The 14,262-nt window shown below is 48.9% G+C and carries 11 protein-coding genes, 1 rRNA gene and 1 other RNA gene (1 of these 13 running past the window's edge); 6 read left to right on the top strand and 7 right to left on the bottom strand.

The features are described from left to right. Position 1: 1 nt before the first annotated feature. The 5 genes from CI959_RS00235 to CI959_RS00215 form a co-directional block, all read right to left on the bottom strand. Entirely contained in the window at positions 2 to 448 is a 447-nt protein-coding gene (locus CI959_RS00235) for a hypothetical protein (protein ID WP_004289320.1), read from the bottom strand. 240 nt (positions 449 to 688) lie between these two features. Then, positions 689 to 1,576 carry a toprim domain-containing protein gene (locus CI959_RS00230; RefSeq protein ID WP_004289318.1) on the bottom strand — a complete coding sequence of 296 codons (888 nt, stop codon included), beginning with the start codon at positions 1,574 to 1,576 and terminating at the stop codon, positions 689 to 691. An 81-nt stretch (positions 1,577 to 1,657) separates the two neighbouring features. Then, on the bottom strand, positions 1,658 to 2,782 hold the full coding sequence (locus tag CI959_RS00225; protein ID WP_004289317.1) for an AAA family ATPase: 1,125 nt from the start codon (positions 2,780 to 2,782) through the stop codon (positions 1,658 to 1,660). Further along, positions 2,760 to 3,134 carry a helix-turn-helix domain-containing protein gene (locus tag CI959_RS00220; RefSeq protein WP_004294465.1) on the bottom strand — a complete coding sequence of 125 codons (375 nt, stop codon included), beginning with the start codon at positions 3,132 to 3,134 and terminating at the stop codon, positions 2,760 to 2,762. The genes CI959_RS00225 and CI959_RS00220 overlap by 23 nt, the downstream gene beginning before the upstream one ends. Before the next feature lie 198 nt (positions 3,135 to 3,332). Beyond that, positions 3,333 to 3,977, bottom strand: a complete 645-nt coding sequence (locus tag CI959_RS00215; RefSeq protein WP_007478951.1) for a hypothetical protein — start codon at positions 3,975 to 3,977, stop codon at positions 3,333 to 3,335. Between CI959_RS00215 and CI959_RS21675 the strand changes: the two genes are divergently transcribed. Then, entirely contained in the window at positions 3,882 to 4,175 is a 294-nt protein-coding gene (locus CI959_RS21675) for a hypothetical protein (protein ID WP_224200298.1), read from the top strand. The genes CI959_RS00215 and CI959_RS21675 overlap by 96 nt on opposite strands. Before the next feature lie 59 nt (positions 4,176 to 4,234). On the opposite strand, the gene CI959_RS00205 is transcribed toward CI959_RS21675, so the two are convergent. Further along, on the bottom strand, positions 4,235 to 5,365 hold the full coding sequence (locus CI959_RS00205; protein WP_004289313.1) for a site-specific integrase: 1,131 nt from the start codon (positions 5,363 to 5,365) through the stop codon (positions 4,235 to 4,237). A gap of 232 nt (positions 5,366 to 5,597) precedes the next feature. After that, positions 5,598 to 5,952: RNase P RNA component class A (gene rnpB, locus CI959_RS00200), an RNA gene on the bottom strand. Between the two features lie 407 nt (positions 5,953 to 6,359). Here rnpB and CI959_RS00195 point away from each other — a divergent pair. The 5 genes from CI959_RS00195 to CI959_RS00170 all read left to right on the top strand — a co-directional run. Next, positions 6,360 to 7,883, top strand: coding sequence for a Do family serine endopeptidase (locus CI959_RS00195; protein ID WP_005862015.1), 1,524 nt, complete (start codon positions 6,360 to 6,362; stop codon positions 7,881 to 7,883). Between the two features lie 139 nt (positions 7,884 to 8,022). Beyond that, complete coding sequence (locus CI959_RS00190; RefSeq protein WP_005641668.1) at positions 8,023 to 8,883, top strand: RNA polymerase sigma factor RpoD/SigA; 861 nt, start codon at positions 8,023 to 8,025, stop codon at positions 8,881 to 8,883. Positions 8,884 to 8,991: 108 nt separating this feature from the next. Beyond that, positions 8,992 to 10,464, top strand: a complete 1,473-nt coding sequence (locus CI959_RS00185; protein WP_005862017.1) for a glycoside hydrolase family 125 protein — start codon at positions 8,992 to 8,994, stop codon at positions 10,462 to 10,464. Between the two features lie 117 nt (positions 10,465 to 10,581). Continuing rightward, positions 10,582 to 12,159, top strand: coding sequence for a sulfatase (locus tag CI959_RS00180; RefSeq protein WP_005862019.1), 1,578 nt, complete (start codon positions 10,582 to 10,584; stop codon positions 12,157 to 12,159). An 899-nt stretch (positions 12,160 to 13,058) separates the two neighbouring features. Continuing rightward, positions 13,059 to 14,262: ribosomal RNA gene (locus CI959_RS00170) — 16S ribosomal RNA — on the top strand (it continues 321 nt past the right edge of the window).

Below are 14,262 nucleotides of genomic sequence, written 5' to 3'. Positions count from 1 at the left end.
CTTACAGCTTATCTTTGACCGGTCTCCATTTCAGGCAGGGACGGTTGTCCAAGCGTCCTTTGGAAATCAACGCCTTATACATCTCTTCGTCGGTAAAGCCGTCGGACAGGTAGGGAGCGATCTCTTCCATCTGCGCCTCCGCCTTGGCCTTCAGCCTTTCAAGCCGCTCTTTCGCGGCTGCCTCCTTTTTCCCTGTATCGCCGTCTTGTACCGCAGGCGGGGCAGCTACGGCTTCCGTGTCGCATGTCTCATTTCCGATACTAAACCCGGTCTCGTTCTCCGAAACCTCGACACTCTCTTCCGTGGCATCCATCGGACCGAGGTCGAAAACTTCTTCGTCAGTCTTCTCCGTTCCCTTCTTTCCATACAGGTCACGGGTAATATTGACCGCGTAATAGACGATGTACAGCACCGTCAGTACAAGGGCGAATATAAAGTATGAACTCATCTGTTTTAAGTATGAAATTAAACTTTAATTGAACTTTGAAAGTACAAAAGCAAAGAAAAGTATTATATTTGATATAATGAAAACTCTTTATATCAAACAATATTTTATTACGTATAAATAAGTATGAAACATATAAATTGAACTTTAATTTCATACTTTAAGGCGAATGTACCGGGAAAAACGGGCATAAAAAAAGCCCTCCGGGAGGAGAGCTTTCAAGGGAGGGGTAACGATAATGCCTTACCGTTTCTTTCCGCGCAGGTAATCGTTCAGGTCCTTGTACTCGTGATAACGGAGTGCTTCGTTGTGCACCCGCTTGCCGTACATGCCGGCGATGGTCTCTTCCGTTTTCTGTCCGGCGAGATCATTGTCGAGATAACAGTGTATTTCCTCGTACACCTGCAAGTGTTCCAAAGCCTTTTTCAGGTTGTTCACCGAGTTCATCACGAGGTAATCGCAAGGTGCGCCGATGCAGACCGTATCATCACCCGTCTGTTTCAGCGTCAGGTAAGAGAGAAAATCCATGAAGCCTTCGAACACGCAAACCCGGTTCTGTGCTTCACTATGAGAATGCCTGATGACAGAGATGTCCTTACACCGGATACAGCCCTTATAATAAGGATTGCGAACCTCGTACCCGCCCGCCACGTTACCGAAGGCAAGGGCGAAGTAGCGCCGTTGCCGCAATTCATAATGGACCTCCCGGCAGAACATGCGGCCGATGTCTCCGTCGATTCCACGGGAATGAAGGTACGAGAGCAGCGCATGGTGCTGCAACGGTACGACGAGCACGTCCTTCATGTCGGCTTCGACGGGTCGGGGCGTTGTCCCCGGAATCCGCACCCTTTGTATCGGGATAGCGTTCTCGTGCTTCCCTATATAGGCAAGCACTTCGCTCACGCTGTCCGTCTGGTAAAGGTGTTTGCCCAGTTCCACAAGGTCTCCGCCCGTCGCTGCGCCAAAGTCATACCATTCGTTGAGCCGGTCATTGACCTTGAACGACGGGGTACGCTCATTGCGTAGCGGCGACAAATACCAGTATTGTTTCGATGTTACACTCTGGGGGTGGTAGCCGAGACTGGCAAGATAGTCCACGATACGCAGTTGTTTTGCTTCCGCTATGGTCATGTCATTTTCTTTTCACTTGTTTTCAAAAAACGGTTTACTTTGGTTTTTCTCCTATATATACCCGGACCAAAGTAAACTAAATTATTTTTCACCTTCTGCGTCCTCGCATTCTTCGTCGAAAAGCAAGGCTTCGGTCGGGGTCACATCGTAATAAAAGAGCTTGTCCCGTTTGACGATCAGCTTCAGGTTTTCCGTCAGGTACTGCAGCAGTTTTATCATGACGCTGCGTCCCCGTTTGAACCCGATAGCCTCATAGGAGGCCATGAGAGCCTGCAGTACGTTCTCGAAACCTTTGATGGGCCTGTCCCCGAAAGCGGCGGAAAGCGCCTCCCGGTGCTGCTCGATGGACAAATCCATGAAGCTGCTCCGGGCCTTCGGTCTCACGCTGCCATCAAACGAATAGTTATCCACCATGACCGGCAATCCTTCGTCATCAACGGAAAAAGCAAACGGTTTGAACTCCTTCTCGCGGATATGCAGCGCATGAACTTCACTGATAACGGGATTCTCCGCACTCTTGGTGATGACCAGCACCGTTTCCGCCTTATTGCTCATTTCCGTGCCGATATGCCCGCGCACATTGTTGTCGCCTTTATTCAGGTGCAGCACACAATGGATATGCAGGTCGTATTTCGACGACCATTCCATCATCTTGTTGATAACCTCCACCGATTCGCTGGTGCTGTTGATGTCGAGCATCAGGTCGCGGATGCCGTCAATGATGACCAGCCCGTACCCTTTGTTCTGTCGCAGAGCGTAGTCGATGACCTCAATACGCACGGCCGGCGTGTATTCCCGCAGGCAAATGAAATCGAGATTCTCGTTGTCGGTTGTGGTGGGCAGTCCCGCCAGGCGGAGAATACGTTCCAACACGTTATGGCAATGGAAACGGCTCTGTTCGGTGTCCACGTACAAGATCCTGCGCTTGCCTTCGGGCAGATGCGCCCGGTAGTTCAAAACCTGCCGGCCCGCCAGTGACGCAGCGACAATAGCAGAGACATTAAACGTCTTTTTCGCCTTCGCCTTACCCGTCGAAGCGCTAAAATTGCCGAGCGTCGCTATGGTGGAGTTGTCGATCCATATAATCTGGGGCGGAGTCACGTAGGTGTCCGTGGCCTTTATCTGCGATGCCGTGAGAATATCCGACAGGCGATTCTCGTCCAGTTCCGCCCACGAGTTACGGTCAGTTCTTTTTTCGTTTTCCATAGCGCTTCTGGTTAAAGAACGGTTGGGTTGCGGATACTTCCGTCGCCATACGCATGGCATCGTCCACCGTAGGTTCGTAGTTTTGCAAGAGCCATGCGTCCAGCTCTTCCTTCGCGAAGTAAAGCATCTTGCCGCGAGGTTTGTAGTGCGGGATTTCCTTGTTCGATGTGAGTTTGTACAACATACTTTCGGACACGCCGATATACATGCACGCCTCTTGAAAAGTGAAGACTTTCTTGGTCGTGTAAATGGTATTTTCCAGTAAAGCCACACGCTCCAACAGACCTTCCACCGGTTCCAACTTCTTGAGAACCGCTTCTATGGCGGTCAGCCGTTCGCTTAACCGCTCCATGAATGTTGTTCTGTTTTGCATAAAATACATGTTAAAATTAGACAATGGAGAGTTACCTCCGTTATGCAGCGCGCTAACGGAGGTCAAAGTTATGTGATGTGAACCGGACAGCCGGAAATTCCGGCATGATACTATGCACGTATCACGGCAACTATCACTGTTTTATCTTTCACATACTTGGCTTTTTGGCACTTCGTGTCATATTTTCAGCCGACTGATGGCTTTTCGTATGCCGAGGTTTGCCGATGTAATGTTGTTCCTCGCCGCAGAGAGGGCAGACGAGAGGCTTGAAGCGGTAACATATCTTGTGCCGTCTTTGGACAACAGGAACCGCCCCTTGTCGAGAACCGACTGCCAGTGAGGTAGGATAAAGGTGTTTTCGAGCAACGCATCGAACAGAACCGCCACATGGCGGATATTGTTCACACGTATACAGAAATTCTCCTTGCAGGCAAAAAGCGCTTCCATGTCCTCGATGCGGAGAGTGGAAACGCAAAACAGATGATAAGCGTTGGCGCAAGCCACAATACCTGTCATCTGTTCACGGGAAAAATTGCAACCAAAGGAGAGAGGTGGAGCGTTTCTGGAATCTTCTATACGTGAAGAGTCGAACCATACTCCGGCAATGTCGTACTTTTGTTTCAAGGCCATGCACTCCTCGAAAGAAAATGTTTCTGCGGTAAAGAGGCTTTTGACGAGACTTGTACAATCGAGCAACAGCCCTCTGATGATATGAATGTTCATTTCATGGCAATTCCTGCAAACCGCACTGTTGCAGTCGATGTACCGGTGGCTGTTTATAAAGTCATCCACGTAGCGGCCATATCGTTTGCCGCCTGTCATGACGTCTTGAAGATAAAGCTCCCTTGCTTCGGAGAGCAACTCGTAAAATTCTTCCGCTACATCCTGTTCCGTAGCGAAGTGGTGCAGATGTGGTCTCCCTTCAAAAAAAGAGAGGACCTGTTGTTTTGTCCTTTCATGTCGAATTGTTTTTTATGGGTTTATACTTATTATAATAGTGGCATTACTTCGACCATTTGAAATATCGGAGAAAAGCCGGAAATATTTACCTTAAATTGAATTTGACATGTATGACTACATCAGTCGAATAGGCCGTTAACCAAATTGACTGCTTCGTCTTTTTTCTGGTTGATGATTTTGGCGTACACCTGTGTCATTCTCACGGAGGTATGGCCAAGCAGCTTCGATACGGTATAGAGATCCGCACCGAGCGTCAGCATCATGGTCGCGAATGTATGCCGGGCGGTGTGAAAAGTAAAACGCTTGGTGATTCCGGCCGCTTCGGCCCACGGTCTGAGATACTGATTGATATTTGAAGGCAGGTTGAACACAGGATCGTCTGCAGCCTTGTCCTCACGCTCCGGCATCCATTTCAACGCCTCGTTGGAGAGTGGCAGGTAAATCGGTTCTTTGGTCTTCTGCATAGCTACCGCCAGACGGTATTGGCCGTTATCGACAAAGACATTCTTCCATTTCAGGCCGACAATATCGCTGATACGCAGTCCGCAGAAGCAGGAGAACAGATAGGCATTTTTTACCCTCCCTTCCTGCATCGGAGTGGCAATCAATGCCCGTACCTCTTCGATGGTCATATAGGACCGCACGCTTTCCGGCATTTTGGGCTTCTCCGACTTTTCCATCTCGTTAAACGGATTTCTCAACAACCGTTTAGCCCGAACGGCAGCATTCAGGGCGCCATTGAATATCTGATAATAGGTGTTGCGTGTAGAAGCTGCTATCGGCTTTCCTTTAGGGCGGAAGGTTGTCAGCATGTAGTCGATATAGCCTTGGCAAAAAGCGAGGTCAACCCGATCCAATATAAATCTTTCCCCTGCATATTCTTTCAGGATATGGGTAACGGCTTTGATTTGACCGATGCCCTTCTTGTCGCGTTTCTCTTGGTACTCCAGATAGGTTTGCATCCAGTCCAGCAGATAAATCTTATCCGTATGGTTCACGATACCGGCTTCACCACTGGTCAGCTCGATAATACGTTTCGACTTGATGGCATTTGCGGCAGCCATTGTTATTTCATTTTGCCGACGGGTATTGCTGTCCGTTCCCGGAATAAGATACAGCTTCAGGTACTCGTATGTCCGTTTGCCGTTGCGGTATATATCCAGATACAGACTTTTGCTGCCATCGGACAAATCCTTCATCCGAAGACGGATTGGTTCTTTTACTTTTTTAGGCTTCTTTATTCGTGGCATAATCGTATTCTTTCATTCGTTATTTTTCGTATGCAAATGTACGAATTAAAACTGAAATCAAGAAACAAACAAGAAACAAAAATGTACCCAAAAAGAACCAATTAACAGAAAATAGTGAAAACAACTGAAAGAAATAACTACCCTATAAAGAACTGATATAAAGCATATTTAGTTGTATTTATTTGGATTTTATTTTCATCTTTAATATGCCTGTTTGTTTATTGCAAATAAAAAAAGCAGTCTGCCTATAAGCCGGGTCCTGTACCTCTTTGGAAAGAGGCGCCTGCCATTTATCTTGTCTTACCGTCGCCGGTAAGCTTTAGCGGTCTACCCCCCGGCATCGGACGAGCCATCCTACATGCGCCGGTATACATGACCTTACAACCCATAAGACGTACGGCATCCCGTATCGCTACGGGACCCGGTGAGCTCTTACCTCACCTTTTCACCCTTACCGGACGAGTCCGGCGGTTATTCTCTGTTACGTTACTCTACCCTCACGGACAGCTTCCCGTTAAGAAGTATGGTGCTCTGTGTTGCCCGGACTTTCCTCACACCCGAAGGTGAGCGACAGACCGGCAGACTGCGATAGGACAAAGATAGGTATTTTAGTTGACAGTTGACGGTCGGCGGTTGACAATTATTTTGGAGACGCATCGGAGAGATAGGATAACATTTTCTTTTTCAGCCGTAAACATATTCTGTCTCCTAGGTGTTTTTTTATACGAACAGGGATTCTAGATTGCCAGTAACCGACTGTCATTTATCAATTGTCGACTGTCAGTTATCGCATGTCAACTGTCAATTCGTCTGCTGTTTAATTGTTAAAAAGGTACTTTGCAATACACAGTACTGTTAAGTGCGGTTAAGCCTCTGTGATGCCTCGTTAAAAGTGATAAAAAATACGATGGAAATGGAATATCCGCACAATTTTTGAGTTTTCTTTGCCGTAAAGAAACTGTTAAATTTAAGTGTTTAATTAAATAAGAAAAGTATGAAAAATATCTGGAAGAATGTGCTTGGTGTTGCTCTGATAGCAGCCATTAGTTCTGGTGCCGCGATCGGAACGAGTACTTACCTGATGAATAAGAATCAACGTCCGGCGGAGTTGGCCTCCGGAGTTGAGAATACCTTCAAGCAACCGTACCGATTGACGAATTATGGAACCGTGGCCGCCGAGAATATCGATTTCACTACGGCCGCCGAGAGCGCCATCCACGGGGTTGTCCATATCAAGGCCACGGCTAATGCGCAAGCCTCTAACGGGGACGGCGGTCAGCAGTATATGGACCCGTTCGAGTATTTCTTCGGCTTCGGTGGCCGTGGAGGGTTCCAACGTCCGCAACAGCAACCTCGTGTGGGCGCCGGCTCGGGTGTCATTATCTCTACGGATGGTTATATCATCACGAACAACCACGTGATCGACGGAGCAGATGAGCTGGAGGTTACCTTGAACGATAACCGGAAATTCCCGGCAAAGATTATAGGGGCTGATCCGACAACAGATATCGCCTTGATCAAGATCGAGGCAACCGACTTACCTACGATCCCCTTTGGTGATTCTGAGAAGTTGAAAGTAGGTGAGTGGGTGTTGGCGGTAGGTAACCCGTTTAACTTGACCTCTACCGTTACGGCAGGTATCGTGAGCGCTAAGAGCCGTGGTAACATCGGCGCCGGTGGCAAGGATCGTAGCAAGATCGAGTCGTTTATACAGACAGACGCCGCCGTGAACCCGGGTAACAGTGGTGGGGCGCTAGTGAACACGAAAGGCGAGTTAGTCGGTATCAATACCGCTATCTACTCCGAGACCGGTAACTTCGCCGGATACTCTTTCGCCGTGCCTATCAGCATCGCCGGTAAGGTGGCTAACGACTTGAAGCAATTTGGAACCGTGCAGCGTGCTGTATTAGGCGTATTGATACAAGACCCGCAATACGTGCCCGACGCTGAGAAAGAGAAAGTGAAAGTATTCGAGGGCGCTTACGTAGGTGGTTTCGCCGAGCGCAGCTCCGCTAAGGAAGCCGGAATCGAGAAGGGTGACGTGATTGTAGCTGTGAACGGCGTGAAGATCAAATCGTCTAGCGCTTTGCAAGAGCAGATCAGCAAATACCGTCCGGGCGACAAGGTAGAGTTGACGATCAACCGCAACGGTAGCACGAAGAAATTCACGGTAGAACTCCGTAATGCGCAAGGTAGCACCAAGGTCGTGAAGGGTGGCGACAGCGCAGAGGTTATGGGCGCAGCGTTCAAGGCTTTGAACGACGAGCAGAAACGTAAGTTAGGTGTAAGTTATGGTATCGAGGTCACCGGTCTGACCAGCGGCAAACTGAAAGACGCCGGTATAAAGAAAGGCTTCATTATCATGATTGTAAACAACCAGAAGATCTCTGCTCCGGAAGACTTGGAAAAGATTGTGGAAAGCATACTTCAAGGACGTACGGAAGATCAAGGCCTCTTCATTAAAGGCTTCTACCCGAACGGACGTACGAAGTACTATGCGATAGATCTTGCCGAATAAGATAAACAAGGACTGTAGTCTTATAGGTGTGAAAAGATTGTTAAAGGTTTTTAATTGGCTGGATGTGGGGTGCATCCAGCCAATTCTTTCAACAAAAATGGTTATCTTTGCACCCCGTATTCTCAATTAAACAAATTGAATGAGACAATTAAAGATCACAAAGTCCATTACCAACCGCGAAAGCGCTTCGCTGGATAAATATCTTCAAGAGATTGGTCGAGAAGATCTTATCACGGTAGAAGAGGAAGTGGAATTGGCACAGGCTATCAAAAGAGGAGACCGTAGGGCGTTAGAGAAATTGACCCGTGCGAATCTCCGTTTCGTCGTTTCTGTGGCTAAGCAATATCAGAACCAAGGTTTGAGTTTGCCCGACCTTATTAATGAGGGTAACTTAGGCTTGATCAAGGCTGCCGAGAAATTCGATGAGACGAGAGGTTTCAAGTTTATTTCCTATGCTGTATGGTGGATTCGCCAATCTATTCTGCAAGCTTTGGCAGAGCAGTCAAGAATCGTGCGTCTTCCGTTGAACCAAGTAGGCTCGCTGAACAAGATCAGCAAGGCCTTCTCCAAGTTCGAGCAGGAAAACGAGCGCAGACCGTCTCCAGAGGAACTTGCTGATGAGTTGGATATCCCGGTGGATAAGATTTCCGATACCTTGAAGGTGTCCGGACGTCATATTTCCGTGGATGCCCCGTTCGTGGAAGGCGAAGACAACAGCCTTTTGGATGTGCTTGTGAACGATGACGCTCCTATTGCGGACCGGTCGTTAATGAACGAGTCATTGGCTAAGGAAATTGATAGAGCGCTTGCTACACTGACCGAAAGAGAATGTGAGATAATCAAGATGTTTTTCGGTATTGGCTGTCAGGAAATGACATTGGAAGAGATTGGCGACAAATTTGGCCTCACTAGAGAGCGTGTCCGCCAGATCAAGGAAAAAGCAATCAGAAGATTAAGACAAGGAACTCGTAGCAAGCTTCTAAAATCGTATTTAGGCTAATTTAAGGAATTATTGAGTTGGCGAAGGCTCCGGTCCGAAAAGGATTGGGAGCCTTTATTTTTTTTCTTAACTTTGCCACTGGAATATAATACCATAAAAACTATATAAATGACTACAAGACGTAATTTCCTGAAAACAGGATCTATTTCCTTGGCCGGCCTGTTGGTTGGCGAGAAGGTATACTCCGCCGTGAGTACGCCCGACAATAAAAAGAGTTTTAGCACGATCGCCTCTAAGGTGACCGGCGATTACGCCAGCAAGCGCCCGGCTCCCGAGGCCCGTAAGTTTACCTCCAAGGCGGTAGAGGAGCAACTGAAGGCTTCCAAGGCCCGTATCAAGGACCCGAAGCTGGCTTGGATGTTCGAGAACTGCTACCCGAATACCTTGGACACGACCTGTGAGTTCAAGATGGTAGACGGCAAGCCGGATACGTTCGTGATCACCGGAGATATTCACGCCATGTGGTTGCGTGACTCCTCGGCGCAGGTTTACCCCTTCGTCACCTTGGCGAAGAAGGATAAGGACTTGCGGCAAATGCTGGTCGGAGCTATCAATCGCCAGACCGCCTGCATCCTGATCGATCCCTACGCTAACGGCTTCAACGAAGGCCCTACCGGGAGCGAGTGGGAGAGCGACCGCACGGAGATGAAGAAAGAGCTTCACGAGCGTAAATGGGAGATCGACTCGCTTTGCTACCCGATCCGCTTGGCGTATCATTATTGGAAAGAGATTGGCGATACCTCCGTATTCGACAGCAAATGGGAGCAGGCAATGGAGGCCGTTTACCGTACCTTCCGTGAGCAACAGCGCAAGGATAGCCTCGGGCCGTACCGTTTCTCCCGTGTGACGGACCGCCAAGGCGATACCCTCTTGAACGATGGTTGGGGTAGCCCAGTGAACCCGGTGGGCCTAATCGTCTCTTCTTTCCGTCCTTCCGACGACGCTACGCTGTTCGGCTTCTTGGTACCATCGAACTTGTTCGCTATCACCTCGCTTCGTCAGGTGGCTGAGATTCTTCGTGTCGTAAGAAATAACACGGACTTGGCCGGCCGTTGCGAGGCGTTGGCGGGTGAGGTAGAGGAGGCCGTGAAGAAATACGCTATCGTGGAGCATCCGGAATTCGGTAAGGTATACGCCTTCGAGGTGGATGGTTATGGTGGACAGGTATTCATGGACGACGCTAACGTACCGAGTTTGCTGGCTTTGCCGTTCTTGGGTTGCGTGGACGTGAACGACCCGGTTTACCAGAATACCCGCCGCTTGGTGCTGAGTCCTTCCAATCCTTACTTCTTCAAGGGAAAGGCCGGCGAGGGCATCGGCGGTCCGCATATCGGTTTCAACTATATCTGGCCGATGAGCTTGATCATGCGTGCTACGACTTCCAACGACGAGAAGGAGATCCGGTATTGCATAGAGACGCTTCGTGATACGGACGGAGGCACGGGCTTCATGCACGAGTCTTTCCATAAGGACAATCCTTCCGATTACACCCGCTCGTGGTTCGCTTGGACGAATACTCTGTTTGGCGAGTTGATCGTGAAGCTGCAATCCGAAGGCAAGCTGAAAGACCTCCTCGGCTAATACCACCAAGGTTAATATCACCAATTGTAGAGACGGGACATGCCCTGTCTCTACAAGTCTGTAGCTGAGTGTATTTAGGCAAAATCAATCAAAACAACATAAATCTAAGCGGAATACATGAAAACAAATAAACTATTCATTCTGACAGGTCTGGCGGCGATAGCCTCCACCTCCTGTAGCCAAAAAGAGAATACGTCCGGGCAGCCCGCCAAGCCCATGAATATCCTTTATATCATGACGGACGATCACTCCTTCCAAACCATCAGTGCCTACGACAAGCGATACATCCAAACCCCCAACATCGACCGCATCGCAAACGAGGGCGTACGTTTCACCAATAGCTTCGTAGCCAACTCCATCAGTGGCCCCAGCCGTGCCTGCATGCTGACCGGCAAGCACAGCCACAAGAACGGCTTCATCGATAACGCCCATACCTTCGACGGCTCGCAGCAGACCTTCCCGAAGCTATTGCGTAAAGCTGGCTACCAAACCGCCATGATCGGTAAATGGCACCTCACCTCCGATCCCACCGGTTTCGATTACTGGAACATCCTCGTAGGCCAAGGCGATTACTATAACCCCATCTTCATCGATAACGGCGAGAAGCGTCAGATCGAAGGGTACGCCACGAACATCACGACCGATCTGGCTCTTGATTGGCTGGACAATAAACGAGACAAGAGCAAGCCTTTCTGCCTCCTGCTGCACCATAAGGCCCCGCACCGTACTTGGATGCCCGATACCTGCGACCTGCGTCTTTACGATGATGTGACCTTCCCGCTGCCCGAGAACTTCTACGACGATTACGCCGGCCGCATCGCCGCCTCGGAGCAGGAGATGAGCATCATCAAGGATATGGATATCGTATACGACTTGAAAATGGCCGATAAGGAGAACGAGATCCATTCCTCCAACGCCGATCTGGAGAAGTACGGCCGTGAGCTTTATAACCGCATGAATCCGGACCAGAAAGCCGCTTGGGACGCCTATTACGATCCGATCATCCAAGACTTCAAGGCGAAGAAACGCACGGGTAAGGAGCTGGCCGAGTGGAAATACCAGCGTTATATGCACGATTACCTTCGGGTGATCCATTCCGTGGATCGGAACATCGGTATCGTGCTCGATTATCTGGAGAAGAACGATTTGCTGGATAACACGTTGATCGTCTACACCTCCGACCAAGGCTTCTACATGGGCGAGCATGGCTGGTTCGACAAGCGCTTCATGTATGAGGAATCCTTCCGCACCCCGTTGCTGATGCGTCTGCCGGGTGGCAAGAAGGGTGATATCCCGCAGCTCGTGCAGAATATTGATTACGCCCCCACTTTTTTGGAACTGGCCGGAGCCCCCATCCCAGCCGACATCCAAGGCGAGTCCTTGCTTCCCTTGCTGAAAGGCGAGCGGCCGGAGAACTGGCGTAACTCCCTTTACTATCATTACTACGAGTATCCCGCCGAGCATTCCGTGAAGCGTCATTACGGCGTACGTGACGATCGTTATAAATTGATCCATTTCTACAACGACATCGACGTATGGGAGCTTTACGACCTCCAAGAAGATCCCCACGAGATGAATAACCTTTACGGTAAGCCCAGTTACGAGGCAGTGATGAAACGCATGCGAGACGAGCTTTATAAGCTGCAAAAACAATATGATGATCCTGTGGGAATACGCTTCAATGTGTCGGACTGATGAGAGCGGACATTCGTGTTCTGTTATCAGATTTTTTAATTAGTTGTGGATTAAGGTGCATAAAGGACTTGGAACTTGGGGGATGAGAAGTTGAGTCTTTGCGCTTGATGACTTAGCTCTTTGCGTTCTTTGATTTAAGTCATTGGCTTGAAGGAATTAAGTCTATCGTATGGCTCTTCTTTGCTTATGCGTGTATCGAATTAAAAAATGACTATAGGCAGGTTTCAAGTTTCAAGGTTTCATGAAACCTTTTTCTTCACACACACGATACGTACATTATATAGGTTTCAAATAAATCCCTTTATGTTTGTTATGCGGGATGGATAGCCTCGAAGAACTTGCGTAGCCACGACATGATGTTTTTACCCGAGGCGGACGGAGCGATCATGAGGAACTGTATTATATGTACTTGTGCGTGTGTGAGGAAAAGGGGTTCGTGAAACCTTGAAACTTGAAACCTATTTCCATGCCCATCCAGATATTGTCAACATCAGTACAGATAAATATATGTGCCTTTATCGTGTGCGTACATTAAACGTAAGGATTGTTGAGCCATGAGAAAAAACTTGAAAAATAATGCCGAAAATGTTTGGAGGTTATGTTTTATAGCGTTACTTTTGCACCCGCATTCGAGAGAGAACGGCGATACCGAAATAATGAAACAAATTTTTCTTGAAAAAAGTTCTGAAATAATTTGGAAGTTTAAAAGAAAAACACTTATCTTTGCATCCACGTTCGCAAAACGAAAGCGACAAAAGAGTTCTTTGATAGATTTACATAATTCAACAAGTAGTACAAGTATTGGAGAAGAGATTCTCCGGATTAATACCGTCAATAGAAGTATGACTTTGGACTACGATAAACGGATTCCGGAGCGAGGATATTAAGAAACAATTTAAACAACGAAGAGTTTGATCCTGGCTCAGGATGAACGCTAGCGACAGGCTTAACACATGCAAGTCGAGGGGCAGCGGGGGTAGCGATACCCGCCGGCGACCGGCGCACGGGTGAGTAACGCGTATGCAACTTGCCTATCAGAGGGGGATAACCCGGCGAAAGTCGGACTAATACCGCATGAAGCAGGGGCCCCGCATGGGGATATTTGCTAAAGATTCATCGCTGATAGATAGGCATGCGTTCCATTAGGCAGTTGGCGGGGTAACGGCCCACCAAACCGACGATGGATAGGGGTTCTGAGAGGAAGGTCCCCCACATTGGTACTGAGACACGGACCAAACTCCTACGGGAGGCAGCAGTGAGGAATATTGGTCAATGGGCGTAAGCCTGAACCAGCCAAGTCGCGTGAGGGATGAAGGTTCTATGGATCGTAAACCTCTTTTATAAGGGAATAAAGTGCGGGACGTGTCCCGTTTTGTATGTACCTTATGAATAAGGATCGGCTAACTCCGTGCCAGCAGCCGCGGTAATACGGAGGATCCGAGCGTTATCCGGATTTATTGGGTTTAAAGGGTGCGTAGGCGGCCTTTTAAGTCAGCGGTGAAAGTCTGTGGCTCAACCATAGAATTGCCGTTGAAACTGGGGGGCTTGAGTATGTTTGAGGCAGGCGGAATGCGTGGTGTAGCGGTGAAATGCATAGATATCACGCAGAACCCCGATTGCGAAGGCAGCCTGCCAAGCCATTACTGACGCTGATGCACGAAAGCGTGGGGATCAAACAGGATTAGATACCCTGGTAGTCCACGCAGTAAACGATGATCACTAGCTGTTTGCGATACACTGTAAGCGGCACAGCGAAAGCGTTAAGTGATCCACCTGGGGAGTACGCCGGCAACGGTGAAACTCAAAGGAATTGACGGGGGCCCGCACAAGCGGAGGAACATGTGGTTTAATTCGATGATACGCGAGGAACCTTACCCGGGTTTGAACGCATTCGGACCGAGGTGGAAACACCTTTTCTAGCAATAGCCGTTTGCGAGGTGCTGCATGGTTGTCGTCAGCTCGTGCCGTGAGGTGTCGGCTTAAGTGCCATAACGAGCGCAACCCTTGCCACTAGTTACTAACAGGTAAAGCTGAGGACTCTGGTGGGACTGCCAGCGTAAGCTGCGAGGAAGGCGGGGATGACGTCAAATCAGCACGGCCCTT

Source organism: Parabacteroides sp. AT13, from assembly GCF_002272965.1.
GTDB lineage: Bacteria > Bacteroidota > Bacteroidia > Bacteroidales > Tannerellaceae > Parabacteroides > Parabacteroides distasonis.
This window is presented reverse-complemented; position numbering and strand designations above follow the sequence as displayed.